The organism is Streptomyces sp. DSM 118878, from assembly GCF_052936595.1.
Genome location: NZ_CP193622.1, coordinates 79,000 through 97,140, shown reverse-complemented (window position 1 = coordinate 97,140; position 18,141 = coordinate 79,000). Strand labels below are relative to the sequence as shown.

The 18,141-nt window shown below is 68.6% G+C and carries 18 protein-coding genes and 2 pseudogenes; 11 read left to right on the top strand and 9 right to left on the bottom strand.

Going from position 1 to position 18,141, the window contains the following annotated elements:
* Positions 1–9 precede the first annotated feature (9 nt).
* A complete protein-coding gene (tpg, locus tag ACRAKF_RS00345) occupies positions 10–567 on the top strand; it encodes a telomere-protecting terminal protein Tpg (RefSeq protein ID WP_447034635.1) in 558 nt (185 codons plus the stop codon).
* A gap of 48 nt (positions 568–615) precedes the next feature.
* Here the strand turns inward: tpg and ACRAKF_RS00340 are convergent, their stop codons facing one another.
* The 3 genes from ACRAKF_RS00340 to ACRAKF_RS00330 form a co-directional block, all read right to left on the bottom strand.
* Positions 616–1,014, bottom strand: a complete 399-nt coding sequence (locus ACRAKF_RS00340; RefSeq protein WP_447034634.1) for a hypothetical protein — start codon at positions 1,012–1,014, stop codon at positions 616–618.
* 203 nt (positions 1,015–1,217) lie between these two features.
* Positions 1,218–2,570: a hypothetical protein gene (locus ACRAKF_RS00335; RefSeq protein WP_447034633.1), complete on the bottom strand. Its 1,353-nt coding sequence runs from the start codon at positions 2,568–2,570 to the stop codon at positions 1,218–1,220.
* Between the two features lie 342 nt (positions 2,571–2,912).
* Positions 2,913–3,059, bottom strand: coding sequence for a hypothetical protein (locus tag ACRAKF_RS00330; protein ID WP_447034632.1), 147 nt, complete (start codon positions 3,057–3,059; stop codon positions 2,913–2,915).
* Between the two features lie 57 nt (positions 3,060–3,116).
* Between ACRAKF_RS00330 and ACRAKF_RS00325 the strand changes: the two genes are divergently transcribed.
* Together ACRAKF_RS00325 and ACRAKF_RS00320 are read left to right on the top strand one after the other, a co-directional pair.
* A complete protein-coding gene (locus ACRAKF_RS00325; protein WP_447034631.1) occupies positions 3,117–4,007 on the top strand; it encodes a metalloregulator ArsR/SmtB family transcription factor in 891 nt (296 codons plus the stop codon).
* Positions 4,004–4,603 (top strand): dihydrofolate reductase family protein, encoded by a 600-nt coding sequence (locus ACRAKF_RS00320; protein WP_447034630.1) that lies wholly within the window; start codon positions 4,004–4,006, stop codon positions 4,601–4,603. The genes ACRAKF_RS00325 and ACRAKF_RS00320 overlap by 4 nt, the downstream gene beginning before the upstream one ends.
* 358 nt (positions 4,604–4,961) lie before the next feature.
* On the opposite strand, the gene ACRAKF_RS00315 is transcribed toward ACRAKF_RS00320, so the two are convergent.
* Positions 4,962–5,876: an NmrA family NAD(P)-binding protein gene (locus tag ACRAKF_RS00315; protein WP_447034629.1), complete on the bottom strand. Its 915-nt coding sequence runs from the start codon at positions 5,874–5,876 to the stop codon at positions 4,962–4,964.
* A 101-nt stretch (positions 5,877–5,977) separates the two neighbouring features.
* On the opposite strand from ACRAKF_RS00315, the gene ACRAKF_RS00310 reads away from it, so the two are divergent.
* The 5 genes from ACRAKF_RS00310 to ACRAKF_RS00290 all read left to right on the top strand — a co-directional run bounded on the left by ACRAKF_RS00310 (position 5,978) and on the right by ACRAKF_RS00290 (position 10,733).
* On the top strand, positions 5,978–6,610 hold the full coding sequence (locus ACRAKF_RS00310) for a TetR/AcrR family transcriptional regulator (RefSeq protein WP_447034628.1): 633 nt from the start codon (positions 5,978–5,980) through the stop codon (positions 6,608–6,610).
* Between the two features lie 57 nt (positions 6,611–6,667).
* Positions 6,668–6,799, top strand: a complete 132-nt coding sequence (locus ACRAKF_RS00305; RefSeq protein ID WP_447034627.1) for a hypothetical protein — start codon at positions 6,668–6,670, stop codon at positions 6,797–6,799.
* Positions 6,800–7,411: 612 nt separating this feature from the next.
* Entirely contained in the window at positions 7,412–8,281 is an 870-nt protein-coding gene (locus tag ACRAKF_RS00300; protein WP_447034626.1) for a hypothetical protein, read from the top strand.
* Between the two features lie 808 nt (positions 8,282–9,089).
* Positions 9,090–9,860 carry a transposase family protein gene (locus ACRAKF_RS00295; RefSeq protein ID WP_431330040.1) on the top strand — a complete coding sequence of 257 codons (771 nt, stop codon included), beginning with the start codon at positions 9,090–9,092 and terminating at the stop codon, positions 9,858–9,860.
* 102 nt (positions 9,861–9,962) lie between these two features.
* Positions 9,963–10,733: a transposase family protein gene (locus tag ACRAKF_RS00290; protein ID WP_431330040.1), complete on the top strand. Its 771-nt coding sequence runs from the start codon at positions 9,963–9,965 to the stop codon at positions 10,731–10,733.
* 58 nt (positions 10,734–10,791) lie between these two features.
* Here ACRAKF_RS00290 and ACRAKF_RS00285 read toward each other — a convergent pair.
* Positions 10,792–11,703: pseudogene (locus tag ACRAKF_RS00285) on the bottom strand (IS5 family transposase).
* Between the two features lie 36 nt (positions 11,704–11,739).
* On the opposite strand from ACRAKF_RS00285, the gene ACRAKF_RS00280 reads away from it, so the two are divergent.
* Positions 11,740–12,369 carry a class I SAM-dependent methyltransferase gene (locus ACRAKF_RS00280; protein ID WP_447034625.1) on the top strand — a complete coding sequence of 210 codons (630 nt, stop codon included), beginning with the start codon at positions 11,740–11,742 and terminating at the stop codon, positions 12,367–12,369.
* Between the two features lie 139 nt (positions 12,370–12,508).
* On the opposite strand, the gene ACRAKF_RS00275 is transcribed toward ACRAKF_RS00280, so the two are convergent.
* From ACRAKF_RS00275 to ACRAKF_RS00265, 3 genes are all read right to left on the bottom strand, one after another.
* Positions 12,509–13,438: a bacteriocin fulvocin C-related protein gene (locus tag ACRAKF_RS00275; protein ID WP_447034624.1), complete on the bottom strand. Its 930-nt coding sequence runs from the start codon at positions 13,436–13,438 to the stop codon at positions 12,509–12,511.
* A gap of 174 nt (positions 13,439–13,612) precedes the next feature.
* Entirely contained in the window at positions 13,613–13,810 is a 198-nt protein-coding gene (locus ACRAKF_RS00270; RefSeq protein ID WP_447034623.1) for a hypothetical protein, read from the bottom strand.
* Between the two features lie 570 nt (positions 13,811–14,380).
* The gene (locus ACRAKF_RS00265) at positions 14,381–14,620 is read right to left on the bottom strand and encodes a hypothetical protein (RefSeq protein ID WP_447034622.1); all 240 of its coding nucleotides are present in this window, start codon (positions 14,618–14,620) and stop codon (positions 14,381–14,383) included.
* 68 nt (positions 14,621–14,688) lie between these two features.
* Here ACRAKF_RS00265 and ACRAKF_RS00260 point away from each other — a divergent pair.
* Both ACRAKF_RS00260 and ACRAKF_RS00255 read left to right on the top strand, forming a co-directional pair.
* Positions 14,689–14,868 (top strand): annotated as a pseudogene (locus tag ACRAKF_RS00260) (IS5/IS1182 family transposase); the annotation flags it as partial.
* A 536-nt stretch (positions 14,869–15,404) separates the two neighbouring features.
* Positions 15,405–17,186, top strand: a complete 1,782-nt coding sequence (locus ACRAKF_RS00255) for a reverse transcriptase domain-containing protein (RefSeq protein ID WP_447034621.1) — start codon at positions 15,405–15,407, stop codon at positions 17,184–17,186.
* A gap of 218 nt (positions 17,187–17,404) precedes the next feature.
* On the opposite strand, the gene ACRAKF_RS00250 is transcribed toward ACRAKF_RS00255, so the two are convergent.
* The gene (locus tag ACRAKF_RS00250; protein ID WP_447034620.1) at positions 17,405–18,139 is read right to left on the bottom strand and encodes a formylglycine-generating enzyme family protein; all 735 of its coding nucleotides are present in this window, start codon (positions 18,137–18,139) and stop codon (positions 17,405–17,407) included.
* Between the last annotated feature and the right edge of the window lie 2 nt (positions 18,140–18,141).

Genomic DNA, 18,141 nt, shown 5'->3' with positions numbered 1-18,141 from the left:
AAGGTGACGATGACCCTGTTCGGGGACGGCTTGGACCAGGCGGTGCAGCGGGCGTTCACGCGCCCGGTCCCGAAGAGCGCGGGCGCCCAGATGCGGTACCTGGTCAAGCAGCTCAAGGGCACCAAGGCGGTGGCCCAGATGCTGCGTATCTCCCAGCGCACCGTCGAACGGTACGTGAAAAACCAGATCAAAAAGCCCCGCCCGGACCTCGCCGCCCGCCTGGAGAACGAAGTGAAAAAACGGTGGCAGCCGCAGATCCGGGCCAAGGCCAGGGAGCGGGCGGCGACGACCGGCGGCATCGTCATCGACACCCGCGCCCGCCTCGGCTACACCGCGCCGATCGGGTCGACGGACCAGGACCGCATCCGGCACCTGACCGTCGCCCTGCCGCCCCGCTTCGCCGCCCGCCTCTTCGACGCCCAGGAAGTCGGCGCCACCGACCAGCAGCTCCAGGAGCTCGCCGCCGAAGCGCTCAGAGAGGTCTACTTCCAGGATGGCGGCCGCCGCGCCGGAAGCCTGGAGGAGGTCCGCTTCACCGACATCGAGCACGTCGAGTTCGACCTGTAGATCTCCAACAGCCGCGAGCCCCGCTGCGGATCTGTGTGACTGAGCGCTTCATTTGGCCAGTGAGCGTTTGAGTTGGCCGCTTGTGTATTCCGCGTCGAGGGCATGGCTGAGTTGGGTGGCGTAGGTGTCGAGCAGTGGCTTCATCTGTTGGTAGAAGGGCACTTTGTTCTGCCTGATCCACTGCCCGATGGCGTACCGGTCGTAGCTCCATGTCGCTCTGTGCTCGGGATCGTTGCGGGCTTCGGGAGGGCATGGGGCGAATTGGGTCTCGCCGTGGGTGACCTGAGTCCAGATGTAGGTCGTGGCGGCGAGGCGTGCACGGTTATCGGTCTTCCCGGCCTTCCACGTCACCGTCCACGTACGCGGCCACCCCGGACCCAGATCCAGGCACTCGACGGCACGGCCGGGCAGCGTGTACGGCAACGCGAGATCGTTCAGCCGACTCACGTGGGACCACACCGGCCCCGCCGGGAAGTCAGCAACCCGTACTTCGCCCATAACCTGCCCGGCCAACGCTCAACCGGCCATGTGAAGCGCTCAGTCACACCCGCTGTGAGCCGAAGCACGGTAGTTGTCACCAAGGCAGGCGTTCTGTCACCAGGACCACCGGGCAGCGAGTGCTGAGCGGAGTTCTGGACCGCGGTGCAGTGTCAGCTGTCCACTCCGGCCTCCCGCTTGCGCCGGCGCAGCACATGGTCGCTGAAGAGGTGCCGGCTCCGGTCGAGCAGTTCACCTACTTCCGCGTTGCCGCGTGGCTCGTCCGGTGCCGGATACCAGCGTTGTACTGATTGCGCGGCCCAGGTGCGCAGCTTGATATCCGGGTCTTCGAGCAGACCGACCGCCGTCCGTAGGGCCACGATGCCGCCGCGCGCGTCGAGCAGCCGGAAGGCGCCGATACGGACGTGCCGGGGCCGCTGAGAGCTGGTGCGCTCCCATAGCCAGTCGGCGGGCAGTTCCTTGGCCGAGGGCAGCAGGACGGTGGCGGTCTCGCGGACGACTGCGGCGGCAACATCGTCGAGGAGCGGCCCCAACTGCTTCGCAGTCGCGCAGTCCAGTGTCCGCAGCCCTGCCACCGCTCGCGCCCGCACCCCGGCTTCCGGGTGCACGAGCAGCTGCCGCAGCAGCCCGGCGTCCGCACGGTTCCCGCACTCAGCCAGCCCGATGACCGCACCGGGCGGCAACTCGGGGTCGTCCGGCGCAGTGCACCGCTCCCGGTACCAGGCCACCGGGTCGCCTCCATGCTGTCGTACGACATACCGGGCACACGCACGTACGAGCGCGGAACGGTCGCCGAGAAACGGCTCCGCCTGCTCCGGCCGCCCCGCCCGTCTCAGCGCGGTGACGCCGGCCGAACGGGCACGCGGGTTGCGTGCGGACAGCAGTAGAGGCAGCGCACCCTCGTAGGCATCTCCGCCCGTGAGAGCCGTGAGTGCCGCTGTGGCACACAGGTCCTGGACCACGGTGTCGTGGTCCGTGGCAGCCGCGCGGGCCAGCTCAGCGGCGCCGAGCAGTCGGCCCTCGATGGCCAGCCGGTATGCGAACCGCCGGACGACGCGGTCGGGGTCAGCGAAGAGAACCGTGAGCTGAGCGTGGGACGCCCGGCGCAGGATCTCGCCGAGCACATCGACGCCGAAGGCACCTCTGTCGCGGCGGCCCACGCGGAGGATCAGCGGCGCGAGACCGGGGGCCGAGTCCACGCTCAGGGCCCCGCGCAGCAACTGCCGGGCGGGTTCGCGCACCGGAGCGGCCCAGTCGGCACAGCGGATCACGACCAACGGCAGCAGACCCGGGTAACGGACGGACAGACCCAATGCCTTCTGACGGATCCGCCCGTCGCGGTGGCAGAGAGCGAGCGCGAGCCGAGACTCGTCGAGCTGACTCAGATCGGCGGGCAACGGGGCGAGGTGCTCCCACTCCGGCAGGAACTGCGGGCGGTACCAGGCCACATCCCGCACTCCTGCGTCCAGCGCGAGCCAGTCGGCGGGGTCGGCGACATCAAGCACGCGGTGAAGTGGCGCACCTCCCGCAAGCAGCATCGCCGACGCCCCGTCCTCTACGTCTTCAAACATTCCCGCCCTCCCCAGCAGTCGTACCAGGTGATCGTAGGAGGCAAGGCCCGCGTTCAGCGCGCGAAATACGGCCCGCGAAGCGCCGAGGGCCGTCGCTCGGCACCCTGCCGACCAGAAGCCGAACGCGGTGACATCAACCCTGCTTCGCTTGCCGCTGGTGACAGGCAGCGCGCCGCACCGGTGACAACCGCCATGCTTCGTCCTACCGAAGTCGCAGGCCAGCGGATGCCAGGAGTGACAACTATCGCGCTTCGGCTCACGCTGTGACTGAGCGCTTCAGTTGGCGAGTGAGCGTGCGAGTTGGCGACTGGAGCGGGGGGTGTCGACGGCTCGTGCGAGCTGGGTGGCGTAGGCGTCGAGCAGTGGCTCCAACTGCTGGTAGAACCGCGCCTTGTCCGGCAGTTCACGGGCCGGCCTGGCCACGGACCGAGGACACATATTCCTTGACGCGAATATTCGGCATGGTGAATAGTTGTGCTCATGGATGCACTCCTCGCCGCACTGGCTGACCCGGCCCGCCGGCGGCTCGTGAGCCTGCTCGCCGAGCGGCCCCGTCCGGTCGGTGTCCTCGCCGAGCTCGCCGAGGCTCGCCAGCCGCAGACGACCAAGCACCTGCAGACCCTCGAACGCGCCGGCGTCGTCACCTCCCAACGCACCGGCCAGCGCCGCATCTATGCGCTCCGGCCCGGTCCCCTGCGGGAGCTGGCGGCTGCGCTCGGCCGGCTCGCTGACACCGCGGAGCAGGCCGGGGGCCCGCGCGAGACCTACGACCGCTACGGGGCCAGCCTCCACGCGGAGCGGCTCGCCGCGGAGAGGCCGGGATGGGCCGACGGCCGTTCGTTCGGCTTCCGGCGGTCCCTGACGGGGCGCCCCAAGCTGGTGTGGCGCCACTTGACCGAGCCCTCTCTGCTCGCCCGATGGTGGACGCCCCACGACCTCCGCGTATCTGAGCTCGTCTTCGAGGCGCGAGAAGGCGGGCGGATCGTCCAGGAGTACCGCGATGTCGAAGACACCGACGGCTCCGACCTGGTCGCCGGGCGCGCGGAGGGAGTCGTTGACGACGTCCGCCCCGGTGAGCGCCTCGCCTACCGGCTCTCCCCGCTGCTTCCCGACGGCGGCCTCGCCTTCACCGCCCACGTCGCCCTCGACCTGCGGCCCACCGGGACGGGTACGCACCTCGACGTCCGCTGGCGGATCACCGACAGCACCGTCGACTCCGCTGACTTCATCGCAGGCATCGAGATCGGCTTCGGCCAGAGCCTCGACAAGCTCGCAGCGACCCTCGCCGCAGACCCGCGCGACTCCGACAGCACCGACAGCACCGACAGCACCGGCAGCACCGGCAGCACCGACACAAGGATCACGCAATGACTGTCTCGACCGGACGCAGGGTGTCCGCGAACCTGAGCCTCTCCCTCGACGGGCGTTACCACGGTCCTGGCGGGCCCGGCGACTTCAGCATGTTCGCGCCGTACGTGATCTCCGAGGTTGCGCGGGGCCAACTCACCCGCATCTGGGAGGGCGCGACGACGGCGCTGCTCGGCCGGATCAACGCCGAGGGATTCCTGGGCTACTGGCCGACGGTCGCCGAGGACGAGAACGCCGATCCGCGCGACCGCGGATACGCAAAGTGGCTGGTGGACACGGAAAAGGTGGTCTTCTCGACCACCCTGACCGAAGCCCCGTGGGAACACACCCGCGTGGTGAATGCCCCAGCCGCCGACGTCGTTGCCGAACTCAAGGCCACTGGCGAGGGCGACATCCTCGTCAACAGCTGCCCAAGTGTCATCAAGCCACTCCTTGCCGCAGATCTGCTCGACCGGCTGTACCTCATGATCTTCCCCGAGATCGCCGGAGACGGGCAGCGACTGTTCGACGACGGCCTGCCAGCTTCGCAGTGGAAACTCACCCACCAGGAGACCGGCGAGCTGGGCGAGATCGCCATGGTCTACGACCGAGTCCGCTGAGTCGGCCGATCAGCGCACTCAACCGACGAGGCGGCCCCGCCCGCACCACGAACTGAGCGCTTCAGGTGGCGAAACTCGCCGCCTGAAGCGCTCAGTCACACCCGCCCTGAGCCGGAGCACGTTAGTTGTCATACAGGCAGACTTGCTGTCACCGTTGGTTTCGACCAGGTAGTGGTTGCGGTGGGCGAATCGGTTGTCGGTCGTCACCGTCTCCGGAGTGAGGAACGGCAGGCCGACCAACGGGTGCCCGGCGAATTCGGCAACCACCGCGGCGGGGATGCCGGGACAAAGCCACTTCAACTTCTCGCCCCAGTCCGTCCCGGCGGGCGCTGCCGACCGTCACAGCGCCGGATACGCCTTAGCCGGACACGGGTGTCAGATGCTCATCCGCCCACTCGGCAAAGGTGGTGACCGGGATGCCCAACTCCCGGGCAAACTCGGGACGGGCGGGCTGGAGGACCGCGTTGTTCCACTCGTGTCCGGCTCCCCACGTCGGCATACCCGCGTCGAGGGCCTCTTCCAGGCTCATGGAGGGTGCGGTCACGGGCACGCCCCAGGCGGCAGACAAGGTCTGCGCGATCTGCTCCATCGTGCGCAGGTCACCGGCCAGTTCCAGTTCCACTTGGTGGAACCGGTCGGGGTCCCGAAAAGCGTGCGCCGCAGCCGCGCCGATGTCCCGCGCGGCCACCAGGGCCAGTTCGGTCTCCGGCTTCAGTACCGTCAGCAGTCCGCCGCGCGGCCCCTTGGGTGCCAGCGGGGGCAGGTTCTCCATGAAGAAGGCGGGCTTGATCACCGTCCAGCGGGCAAAGCCCGCGCCCCGAACCGCCTCCATGATCGCCTGCTTGGTGTGGAAGTAGTCCGCCATCGCCGCCCAGCGGCCCTCGGCCCAGCCGGCGACCCGGGTGTGCTCACCGACTCCACTGGTCGAGGACTGCACGAACTGCCGTACTCCCTCAGCCTTCGCCGCGTCCACCAGGTTGGTGGCTTGGGCGAGCTCCCCCGCGAAGTCCACGCTGGTCTCGGTCATGGGCGGCGTCTGCACCGAGAACACCGCGCGGACTCCCTCGACCGCTGGGCCGAGGGAGGCACGGTCGGAGAGATCCGCCCTGACCAGTTCGGCGCCCAGCGCCTCGACCGCTTGGGCGGACTTCGACCGCGGATCGCGTACGAGTGCACGTACGGGCACCTCGGCGGCCAGGAGTGCGCGGGCCGTGGCCCCGCCTTGCTGGCCGGTGGCTCCGGTGACCAGGACGGTATCGCTGTTGATGGGCATGGTTGCTGCTCCTCACGGACCGGACAAATGAAACGGCGGGGCCCGCCGGTTAGTCTGCCGCTAAGATATGGCGAGGCCCGCCGTTTAGCAATGAGGAGATCATGACCGGTCAGCGCTCGGACGCCCGACGCAACTACCAGCGCATCCTCGCCGTCGCCGAAGCCGAGGTCGCCGCGCACGGCGCCAAGGCGTCCCAGGAGCAGATCGCCCGCACCGCGGGCGTCGGTTCGGCGACCGTGCGCCGTCACTTCCCCACCCGCCGGGCCCTGCTCGAAGCCGTCTTCCAGGAGCGCATCGAGGGCCTATGCGAGCGCGCCCACCGGCTGAGTGCGACCGAGGACGGCCGCACTGCCCTCCTGGAGTGGCTCCACGCCCTCGTCCTCTACGCCGTCTCAGCCCGCGGATTCGCCAACACCCTCAGCTACGAACCTCCCTCCGAGGAACCCTCCCCGCACTCCTGTGGCAACAAAATCGCAGCGGCCGGAACTCCCCTCCTCCAGCGGGCCATTCGCGACAAGGCGGTCGCACCGCACGTCACCTTTCACGACCTGCTGACCCTCGCCGTCGGCATCGCCCTGGCCACCGAGCACCACAAGGACCCCGAGACCCAGGCCGACCGCCTCTTCCGCCTCGCTGTGGCAGGGCTCAGCCCTGAGCACGGCATCGCTGAGGTATCCGAGAACTCAGGATCCTCGGTACTGGTGACAGAAAGTCTGCCGGACGGGCGGTTGTGACAAGTGAGATGCCTGATCGGCGACTCGAAACGGGCGACGGCCGAATTCCTCAACTACGTGGCTGCTACCTGGGACAAGCAGGACCAGCCGCTGCGCGAGCACGCCCAGGCCGTCGCCCGCGCCCTGCGCACCCGGCAGGAGGGATCACCACATGTCCCCTTCCGCGGCCCACCGGCACGCGTACCGTGAGGTGACGACCCGCCGGGAGGGCCAGATGAGCGGTTCTCCCTCGGCGGGCTGTACGCGGTCGTCCAGGAATGGCAGGGCCGCCTCGCCCACGCCCCGGCCGTCGACGCGTTCGTCGCCTCCGGCTACGACGACAGCGAGTTCATCGACATGGCGGAGCTCCGCGGCAGGCGCCGATGAGCGGACAGCCGTACGCGGTCCGCTTCTCCGCTCCGGCCGCCAAGGTCCTCGACACCCTGCCCGAGCACGCAGAGGACACCGTGTGGGACGTCCTGGACGCCGCCGCGGCCGACCCCTGGGGTTTCAGGCAGTTCAACGCCGATGAGCCAGAGGGAGAGGGCATACGCCACGACGACCGTCGGTCAGCTCTCCCTGACCTACTGGGTGAACAGGCCCCTGCGCCGCCCGTCCGTCCTCACCATCACCTATCTCGGACAGCCACCTGGTGACAATGCCCCGCCCCCTGGCACTTTCGAACTGCCAGGGGGCGGGGCGTTTGGCATCGTAGCCACGGACGTATCCACCGGTTGTCAGGACCCGTCTCGCAACCTTGAGCTCGCGCCCATGCTTGCGTACGCCCTGGTCGGGTCCGCCGGCGCGGAGGACGATGGAGTCATGGGCGAGCACAACGAGGACCAGGGCGACGTCGCTGAACCCGCGCGTCCGCCGCTCACCGCAGAGCAGGCCCGGGAGATGACGGCCGGGCTGCGCGAGGCGATGGACAACGTCCGGCGCTCCGTGGCGGTACTCGCCGCACGGGTCCGGGACGTGCCCGCCGCCCGCGTCTGGCTGCCCCTGGGTTTCACCTCGTGGGAGTCGTACTGCGCCACGGAATTCGGCATCAGCCGCGCCCAGGCGTACCGGCTGCTCGACGTTGCCCGCGCCCTGGCCTCGATCCACGACGCCGTCGCCGCCGGCCCTGATCTGTCTCGCACGCGAGACACCGACCCGGCCGCCGCGGCCGCGCTCGACTACGGCCTCTCCCAACGAGCCCTGATCGCCGTCTCCGGCCGCAGCGGCGACGTCGCGGAACTGATCACCGGCCGCCTCGCCACGCTCGCCCGCAGCGGCCTGACGGCCCTCGCTGAGCCCACCGTGCGCGCCGTGGTCTGCCAGGCCGTCCGCGACGTCCGCACCGCCCCGCCTCCGCCACCCGCCGGTCCGCCGGTTCGCCGGTTCGCCGACGGATCCTGCGCTCACCGAGCTGCGCCGCGTAGTCGACGACCTCGCCGCCACCACCCACCAGCTCGGGCAGCTGATGCTCTCGAAGTCGCCCCCGCGTACCTGTCCGACACCGCCGCGGCCGACGTCCTCACCCCGCTGTGCGACCAGATCGGCGAGGACCTCGACAACGGCCTCGCCGCCCGCCGCTACGCGATGTCCGGGGACCGCCGCGCCCTCCATGGCACGGTCCGTAGACCGCTCACCACGGTGCTCCTGTGTGGCACACAGCCCGTTTCTCCAGATGGGCGAGGCACGGTGTGAGTCAGGGCCGCCTGCCGCTCTATGGGAAGGCATACAGGCCTGGATTGGGAAAGGCATGACGGGCCCAGCTGTTCGAACAGCCCGGGTGCCTCTGTACCGGCCCGGACCGTCCTTACAGGGGGAATAGGTTGTGAGGGGCCGCGTGACCGCACCCGGTTTTCACCGCCGTGTTCACCCTGCCGTCGCTGTCACCAAAGATGCCGCCCCCCCTGCGAGTGAATCCCACGCCGCGGCGCCCTCCCGGCTACTCCCTGCGGGTGACGCCGTGTCAGTCCCGCTGCCTACCGTCCCCACCGTGACGCCCGCACCCTGGTGGCGCCCGACGAAACGGCGGTGACCCTTCATGTCCCTGGTCGACGGGCTGCGTAGCCCCACACCCCACTGCGCCGGTTCCTGGACCGCGAACTGTCCGCCGGCGCCAGGCCGTTGCGCGCCAGCTACCGCGCCCAGCACAGTGCCGACCACATCCTGCGTGACGGCGCCCGAGGAGGGGAGGAGCATGTGATTCGCTGAGAACCCGTCCCGGGGCCCTCCAAGTCAGGTGCCGGGACGGGTTCTTCGAGCTCGGTGGGGCCGTCCCGCGCTGTTGTCTGTCCGCGCGACATGGCGGCGGCGTCGTCCTGGCCATCGTCGAGCGAGGTGGAGCCGGCTTGGAGATCTGTGGAACACCGTCGGCAGACTGCCGGGCGGTCTGGGTTCTCGGACCGCCCGGACCGCGTGCACCACGGACCTCACATGCCACGGCCGCCTGGTCGCCTGGCCGCCTAAAGGGTGTTGCAGAAGGCCGTGAACTGGGCATATCCGTTGTATGGCTGGGGTGTTGAGGGCCGAGCGGGTGTGGGTGGAGACGTTCACTGGTCTGCGGGTCGATCAGTTCGGTCGGCTGTTGAGGGCGGTTCGGGAGCGCGGTGGCGAGGGATGTGGCTGGGGTCGTCCGTGGCGGCTTCCGCTGGCCGAGCGGGTCCTGCTGGTGGCCGTGTACTACCGCACGAACCTCACCATGCGGCAGCTCGCCCCGCTGTTCGGCGTTTCGCCGGCGACCGTGTGCCGGGTGATCCAGCGGCTCGGCCCGCTGCTCGCACTCGAGCCGGCCCGTGCCTGCGCCGATGCCACCGACCGGTTGTGGATCGTGGACGGCACCCTCGTCCCGGTCCGCGACCGCAAGGTCGGTGCGTCCTCCCGTAACTACCGGTTCTCGGCGAACGTGCAGGTCATCGTGGACGCGGAGACCCGCCTGGTGGTGGCTGCGGCCCGTCCGGTGCCCGGCAACACGGCGGACGCGAAGGCCTGGCGGGACTCCGGCCTGGCCGAGCACTGCGAGGGCGTGACGGTTCTCGGTGACGGCGCCTACATCAACACTGGCCTGATCGTCCCGCACCGCAAACGCCCCGGACGCCCGCTACTCAAGGGCGAGGAGGAGGACAACGCGCAGCATCGCAAGGTCCGCGCCCGCGTCGAGCACACCTTCTCCCGCATGAAGAACTACAAGATCCTCCGCGACTGCCGGCAGCGCGGCGACGGACTCCACCACGCCGTCCAGGCCGTCGCCCGCATGCACAACCTCGCCCTCGCCGCATGACCGCACAGCCCCAGGCTCCCGCTCCGACCTGCCTGATCACGGCCTTCTGCAACACCCTTTAAAGGGTGTTGCAGAAGGCCGTGAACTGGGCATATCCGTTGTATGGCTGGGGTGTTGAGGGCCGAGCGGGTGTGGGTGGAGACGTTCACTGGTCTGCGGGTCGATCAGTTCGGTCGGCTGTTGAGGGCGGTTCGGGAGCGCGGTGGCGAGGGATGTGGCTGGGGTCGTCCGTGGCGGCTTCCGCTGGCCGAGCGGGTCCTGCTGGTGGCCGTGTACTACCGCACGAACCTCACCATGCGGCAGCTCGCCCCGCTGTTCGGCGTTTCGCCGGCGACCGTGTGCCGGGTGATCCAGCGGCTCGGCCCGCTGCTCGCACTCGAGCCGGCCCGTGCCTGCGCCGATGCCACCGACCGGTTGTGGATCGTGGACGGCACCCTCGTCCCGGTCCGCGACCGCAAGGTCGGTGCGTCCTCCCGTAACTACCGGTTCTCGGCGAACGTGCAGGTCATCGTGGACGCGGAGACCCGCCTGGTGGTGGCTGCGGCCCGTCCGGTGCCCGGCAACACGGCGGACGCGAAGGCCTGGCGGGACTCCGGCCTGGCCGAGCACTGCGAGGGCGTGACGGTTCTCGGTGACGGCGCCTACATCAACACTGGCCTGATCGTCCCGCACCGCAAACGCCCCGGACGCCCGCTACTCAAGGGCGAGGAGGAGGACAACGCGCAGCATCGCAAGGTCCGCGCCCGCGTCGAGCACACCTTCTCCCGCATGAAGAACTACAAGATCCTCCGCGACTGCCGGCAGCGCGGCGACGGACTCCACCACGCCGTCCAGGCCGTCGCCCGCATGCACAACCTCGCCCTCGCCGCATGACCGCACAGCCCCAGGCTCCCGCTCCGACCTGCCTGATCACGGCCTTCTGCAACACCCTTTAGGGCCTGTCTGACAAATGATTACCCCGTGGACTCGCGGAGCCAGAGGATCAAGGAAGCCAGGACAACTCCGGCACGGTAGCGGTCGCCGAGCTTGTCGAACCGGGTCGCGATCGCGCGGAACTGCTTGAGGCGGGCGAAGCATCGTTCGACGACGTTGCGGTCGCGGTAGGTGACCTTGTCGAAGGCCGGCGGCCGGCCGCCGAGGGCTCCGCGTCGGTGGCGGTTCGCCGCCTGGTCGCGGCGCTCGGGGATCGTGGCAGCGATGCCCCGGCGCCTCAGCAGATGGCGGATGGCCCTGCTGGAATACGCCTTGTCACCCAGCACACGGTCCGGTGTCGTGCGCGGGCGACCCGTGCCGAGGCGCGGGGTGCGGATGCCGTCGAGGACCTGGCCGAACGCCGTCGCGTCGTTGACGTTGCCGGGCGTGAGCACAATCGACCGGGGCAGGCCCCGGCCATCGACGGCGAGATGGACTTTGGTGGTCAGTCCGCCTCGGGAGCGGCCGAGGGCCTGGCGCGCCTGCGAGCGGCCCGGATCTTCCAGTTCGTCCCCGTTCACATCCCCTTTTTGCGGGCGCCGACTGCGTGCTGGTGGGCTCGGTTGATGGTGGAGTCGACGGAGACGGTCCATTCCACCCGGCCCACCGCGTCATCGCGGACCTGAACGTGCTCCAGCAACCGTGCCCAGGTGCCGTCCGCCTCCCAGCGGGCGAACCGCTCGTAGACGGTCTGCCACGGCCCGAACCGGTCGGGAAGATCCCGCCACGGAGCCCCGGTCCGCAGCCGCCACAGCACCCCGTTGACCACCTGCCGGTGATCACGCCACGGACGGCCCCGTCCGTCCACCTGAGGCAAAAGGGGCTCTATCCGCCTCCATGCCGCATCCGTCAACTCACCTCGACCTGCCACAAGATCAATTATCAGACCGGCTATAGAGTCCTGCCCGTGGCGAATCATCAGGACGAGACCAGGACGGCCTACGACGGTGTCGTCGAGCTGTACGCATCGCTGTTCGCAAACCGGCTGGAAACACAGCCTTTCTCCCGGGCCATGATCGGCACCTTCGCCGAACTGGTGCGCGCGACGGGCAACCTGCGGACAGCGGACGTCGGGTGCGGGCCCGGACATCTGACAGCCATGCTGCACGAACTCGGCCTGGACGCCTTCGGACTAGACCTTGCCCCCGGCATGGTCGACCACGCCCGGCAGGCCCATCCGGCGCTGCGCTTCCAAGAGGCGCGGATGGAATCCCTGCCGATCGAGGACGCCGCGCTCGGCGGCGTACTGGCCCACTACTCAATGATTCACACCCCTCCGGGGGAACTACCGGAGCTGCTCGCCGAACAGGTACGCGTCCTGGCACCGGACGGTCTGCTCCTGGTCTCCTTCTTCGGGACCGACGGACAAGAACCGGTCCGGTTCGACCACAAGGTGGCGCCCGCCTACAGCTGGCCGGTGGATCGCCTCGCCGAACTGCTGCGCGATGCTGGGCTCGATCCCTTCGCCCGGCTGCTCCACGATCCATCCTCTGATCGGGGCTTCCTCGACGCCCATCTACTGGCCCGCCGTTCGTAGCCACTGCCCAGTCCCCCCAGCCGATCGGCGCACCTCCGGATTGCCAGCTCAGCCGAATCTCGCTGATCAGACCGGAATTGTCAGACACCCCCTAGCCGCCTGGCCGCCTGGAGGAGGCGTGACCCGCTTGCGGGCAGGCTCAGTTGCAGAGACCGCTGCACGGCGCCAGCCACAGTGGGCCGCAGCCGTAGTCCGTCCAGGTGCACCCGGCATAGCACACCGAGGAGCAGCTGCCGGTCCCCGTCCCGCACCGGGAATTGCAGTCCTGGGCCTGGGCGCCATGGTCGCGCCGAGGTGCTGCGCTGTGCGGGTCGGCGGGGCCGAGCGTCCTGAGTACCGCGCGGGTGCCGCTCTCGCCGAACGCCGACATGACTGCCGTCTCCAGATCGTTGGCGGCCGCTCCCTTCCCGTGTCGTGCGATGATCTGCGGTGCCAGTCGCATCGCGTCGTCCAGGACGGCGGACTGCCCGGCCGACAGACCTGGGTGTGTCTTCCGGTAGTGCGCGAAGTGTGCCACCCACAGATCGCTCCGGGCCGAGGCGGACAGCGCTCCGTAGACGGCGCGCCGGTAGTCCGCGGGATAGGAGACGAACTCGGCGTAGCCGGTGGGCAGTCGGTCAAAGTTGGCCCGCACCCAGCGTGAGGCCTTGCTCCCCTTGGCGTGGGATACCGCCTGCGCGGGTGAGGTTGCCAGGCCGCCGGTGACCAGGAACGTCCCCAGGGCCAGACCCGGCACGGCCTTGAGGATCCCCCGACGGCCCGGTGACCGCAGCGTATCGAGGCCGCGGAGCGCGCGTACCACCCGCAGTGAGTCCGCCGGTCCCAGCAGCCGCGCCAGGCGCAGGGACAGCGCGGCACCGGTCCAGGCCCGCACCTGGTCGCCGTCGACCGCCAGCAGGGTCGGGGCCCACTCGGCCCCTTCTCCCAGGGCCCGCACGCGCAGCGCACGGATCCTGGGATCGGTGAGGGCCGCGGTGGTCAACGTTCCGTCGACGGAGTTCTCCACCTGATCGGCGACTTCTTCGCAGAATCGGCAGCCGGCGTCGAATGCCAGAATCCACTCGCTCATGAACTTCTCCCCACGTTTGCGTGACGAACCGTTCCGTGGCGCCCGTCCGGTGTGCGTTCGCACGCCTATCGCGGCTTGCGTGACTTTTCGGCACTTGCGTTCTCCGGAGGCACCCGAGGGGCAAGCCTTCTTCGGGGCGTGGGGGAGTGTCAATCATTTCGATGAGAACGGCCGTTAAAGCACCCTCGCGAGTACGCGCGGCCCGAACGGCAGCGAGGGCGGGGCCGTCTTGTTGAACACGCGGATGAACCGCGCCCAGAGGCCCGGGTCGTGCATGGAGAGCGCGAAGACATGGCGATTGCCCCAGTGGGCACAGCGTGCGGAGAGCCGCTGACCTTCGAGGGGCCGCATGAGGGCGGAGCCAGTGGCCATGGTCAGAGGGCCTGGATGAGCCGGGCGGCCCCGCGTAGGTAGCACGGCTGAGTCCGCATCTTGGTCGTCACCCTTATGACGCGCCGCCTCGCCCGCGACCGTCTCCGCCCTATCGCGAACACCACCCCGGGCAGTCGAGCCTCTGGGACAGCCGCAGACGCCTCGTCATGCCTTTTTTGCCGGGTCGTTTGCCAAGCGCCCTTGTCCGGTGGCGGCGGGCCCGGTCGTGCGGGAGCACGCGCGTCCGCGAGGCAGCAGGGCACTGTCAGGGCCCGGAACCTTGACCATGCAGTCGGTCCTCCCCGGGACGGTCTCCAGCGGCCCCGAGGAGGGCGGGAGTACGGCGCACTGTGCCGACGCCCGCACGGTGTTCGCGGCTGTGGTTGGTCGGCCGGCTGTCTCCACGCTGTACATTCCCCGGGGGCTCGATGCCTGCTCAGCCCGCTTGGCTCATGGTCGGCCCCGCTGAGCGTGGACGGCTGGACGGTCGTCCACGGGTGCAAAAAGGTGCCAGCTCGTTTCGCCTGCCGCCGCATCGCGCCGCCAGGAGGCCAAAACCCGGGTGCGGGTTCAAAACCCGGGTGCGGGTGAGCTGGTCCAGGAGATCTTCCAGGGGGAGGGGGCGGTGGCACAGAGCCGGGCGAGGTCGTCGATACCGGCCCGGCCGCTGCCGTCTTCGGTGTGGGCCGCCAGTGCCAGGGCGGTCAGCTGTACGGCGGGAGGAGCCGGCCGCGGAACGTGCAGGAACGAGGCCGGCGTCGTCTGGGACCAGCTCGGAATGCCCTGACCGTCGACGATGAGCTGACGCAACGCTGCCGTGCGCGGTCGACCGGGCTGGGCCCGCTTTTGGGCCCCTTCGGGCGGCCCGCACGTGCGCCGTCGCGGGCCAGCTCGGCAGGCCCCGCCGACGCCCCGACGCACTGCTGGCCGACCGGGGCTACGACCACGACACGTACCGCCGTCTGCGCTGGCAGCGCGGAATCCGCCCCATGATCGCGAAGAGAGGCGAGCCACACGGCACCGGCCTCGGCACCTTCCGCTACGTCGTCGAGCGCACGATGTGCGCCACGAGGCGCTCTGTTTGTATCCCCGGCTCAGCCGGGAGGAACTTGGAAGGAGGTTTCTGGGCCGAATGACTTACCTAGATCCGAAAGGTGAAGGGGACAAGAGCATGTCAGAAAACCAGTGACCGGGCTCAGTTGTCAGGGACGGTGTGCTGAGCGGCCCGCGCGATATGGCGAAGACTGGATTGTTTGAAGCCCAATCTCCAGAAGATGCAAGTTCCCATCCGCCGGAAAGACTACTGAAACCGGCGCCGTACTCTGCACGGGGTTTGATTGTGGCCCGGTGCACCTCCGGGGTGCGGGGCGATGTCCAGTGAGGACATTCAAGGAGATGAATGGGACGCCTAAGTCGCGCTAGAACGTACAAACAGAGACGAACGTGGGATCGCCTACGGGACGCGAGTCCTATGGCGGCGGAGGCCCCGTAGTAGTCGCCGGAGTCACGACCGGCCAGGGAGGACGGGAAAACCGTCCACATTGGGCGAAGGGGGCCAGGTGATTCGGACACTCGAACCCGGGAGGTATGCGTAATGCAGAGCGCCAAAACGGTGCTGGGTGTCCTGCGTGAACGCGGCAGGCGTGGCCTGCCGTGCGAGGAACTGTATCGGCAACTGTTCAACCCGCAGTTGTATCTGCTGGCCTACGGCCGCATCTACGCCAACCATGGCGCGATGACGCCCGGGGTCACGTCAGAAACCGTGGACGGCATGTCACAGCGGAAGATCGACCGGATCATCGAGGCGATACGTCACGAGCGTTACCGCTTCAAACCGGTCCGACGCATCCATATCCCGAAGAAGAACGGGAAGATGCGTCCGCTGGGGCTGCCGACCTGGTCGGACAAGCTTGTCGGTGAAGTGATCCGCCTGTTGCTGGAGGCGTATTACGAGCCGACGTTCTCCGACCACTCGCATGGCTTCCGTCCCCGCCGGGGCTGCCACACCGCATTGCGGGAGGTTGACCACACCTGGACCGGAACATCCTGGTTCATCGAAGGGGACATCGCCGATTGCTTCGGCAGCCTGGACCATCAGGTCCTGCTGTCGATCCTCAGCGAGAAGATCCATGACCAGCGGTTTCTACGGCTGGTGCGCAACATGCTGACAGCCGGATACCTGGAGGACTGGAAGTGGGGCGCCACGCTCTCCGGAGCGCCGCAAGGCGGAGTGGCCTCCCCGGTCCTGTCCAACATCTACCTGCACAAGCTGGACGAGTTCGCCGAGAAAGTTCTGATTCCGGAGTACACCCGAGGGAAGCACCGGGCCCGAAACCCGGCCTATCTGGAGTTGCAAAATCTGCTGGCGAAAGCCCGCCGACGTGGCGACCGGGTCCAGGCCCGAGTGTTGCGTCAGCGGATGGTCAGTCTGCCGAGCGCGGATCCGAACGATCCGTCGTATCGCAGGTTGCGCTATATACGCTATGCGGACGATCATCTCCTTGGTTTTACCGGACCGAAAGCCGAGGCCGAAGAGATCAAGCAACGCCTGGCCCAGTTCCTGCGTGACGAACTCAAACTGGAACTTTCCCAGGAAAAGACGCTGATCACGCATGCCCGCACCGGGGCAGCGAGGTTTCTCGGCTACGAGATCACGACCCAGCACAACGACACGAAGAAGACAGGCCGTTACCGTCGAGTCAACGGTCAGATCGCTCTCCGTGTCCCCCGGGACGTAATCAAAGCCAAGTGCGCCCCCTACCTCGCCCGCGGAAACCCCGCGAAGAGGGCGGCCCTGATCAACAGTAGCGATCATGCAATCGTGGCGACGTTCGGGACCGTCTACCGGGGCATTGTCCAGTACTACCTTCTCGCCGGAGATGTCTTCCGGCTGCACCGGCTGCAATGGGTCATGGAGACATCCATGCTCAAGACCCTTGCCGCCAAGCACCGTTCGTCAGTACCGAAGATGGCCGCTAAACACAAGGTCCGAATCGATACGCCCAATGGGCCCCGAGTCTGCTTCGAGGCCCGAATCGAGCGGAAGAACAGGAAGCCACTGGTGGCACGGTTCGGTGGAATTCCTCTCCAACGGCAGCGAGCGGCGGAACTCGCCGATCGCGAGCCGGTCCGGGTGGACTATCCGCAGAAGGAACTCATCGCGAGACTCCTGGCGGATACCTGCGAGATCTGCGGAAGCAAGGGCAACGTGCAAGTGCACCACGTCCGCGCTCTCGCCGACCTCGCACACGCCGGATGGCAGCCTTCCGACTGGGCGCGCGTCATGCTCCACCGGCGCCGCAAAACAGTCGTGGCCTGCGACACCTGCCACGACCGTATCCATTCGGAAAGGCCGGCCAGACCACTCACGCAGTAGTCACTGGAGAGCCGGATGACAGGGAAACCGTCATGTCCGGTTCGGCGGGAGGCCGCGCGGAACAGGACTTGCCACGGCAGGCACCTCGCCGCGCGGCCGACCCAACCGCCTGGCTCCATTCTCGGCGTACACCACAATGTCCACACGTCGGTACAGCTATAAGTGCTCGCTCCTGAGGCGATTCCGTCGGTCGTATGGAGTCGACACGGTGCCCGGGTCTACTCGGCCGGTGCGGCCAGGCGAAAGCCCACGCCGATCGCTTCGAGGTCCGGCTCGTAGGCTCCGTGGCGGCGGGCGCACCGGGCCAGGTCCCGGTCGTGGCGGAACGCGCCGCCCCGGGTGATGTGCCGGTCGAAGGCCCAGTCCTCGCTGCTCGGCACCTCGGCGGGCGCGCCAAGGTAGGGAGCGTAGAGGGTAGAGGTCCACTCGTCGGCGTTGCCCGCCATGTCCAGCACCCCGAAAGGGCTGGCGCCCTCGGGGAACGAACCGACCGGCATAGTGGTGCCGATGCCGAGGTCCACCAGATTGGCCAGGCCTGTGCGGTACTCCTCACCCCACGGGAACTCCCGGCCGTCGTCGCCCCGCGCGGCTCGCTCCCACTCGTCTTCCGTGGGCAGCCGCACAGCGAGGCCGAGCCGCTCCCCGAACCAATGGCAGTAGGCCGTCGCCGCCTGCCAAGCGACCCCGATAACCGGGTGGTCCACAGGCATCTGCGGGACCGGTCGGCCAGTGGCCGTTGCGAAGAGTGCCCACTGGCCGACTGTGACCGGGGTGCGGGCGATCCTGAAGGCCGGGATGTGGATCTCCGCGCGCGGAGCTTCTTTCATGTACCACTCCACCGGCACCCCGGTGTCCGCATAGCGGCGGGCCACGGCCGCCACCTCGTCGACCGGCGTACCCCGACGCAGCAACCCGGCCGGAACCTCCACCCAGTCCACCTGCCCCACCCGCACGG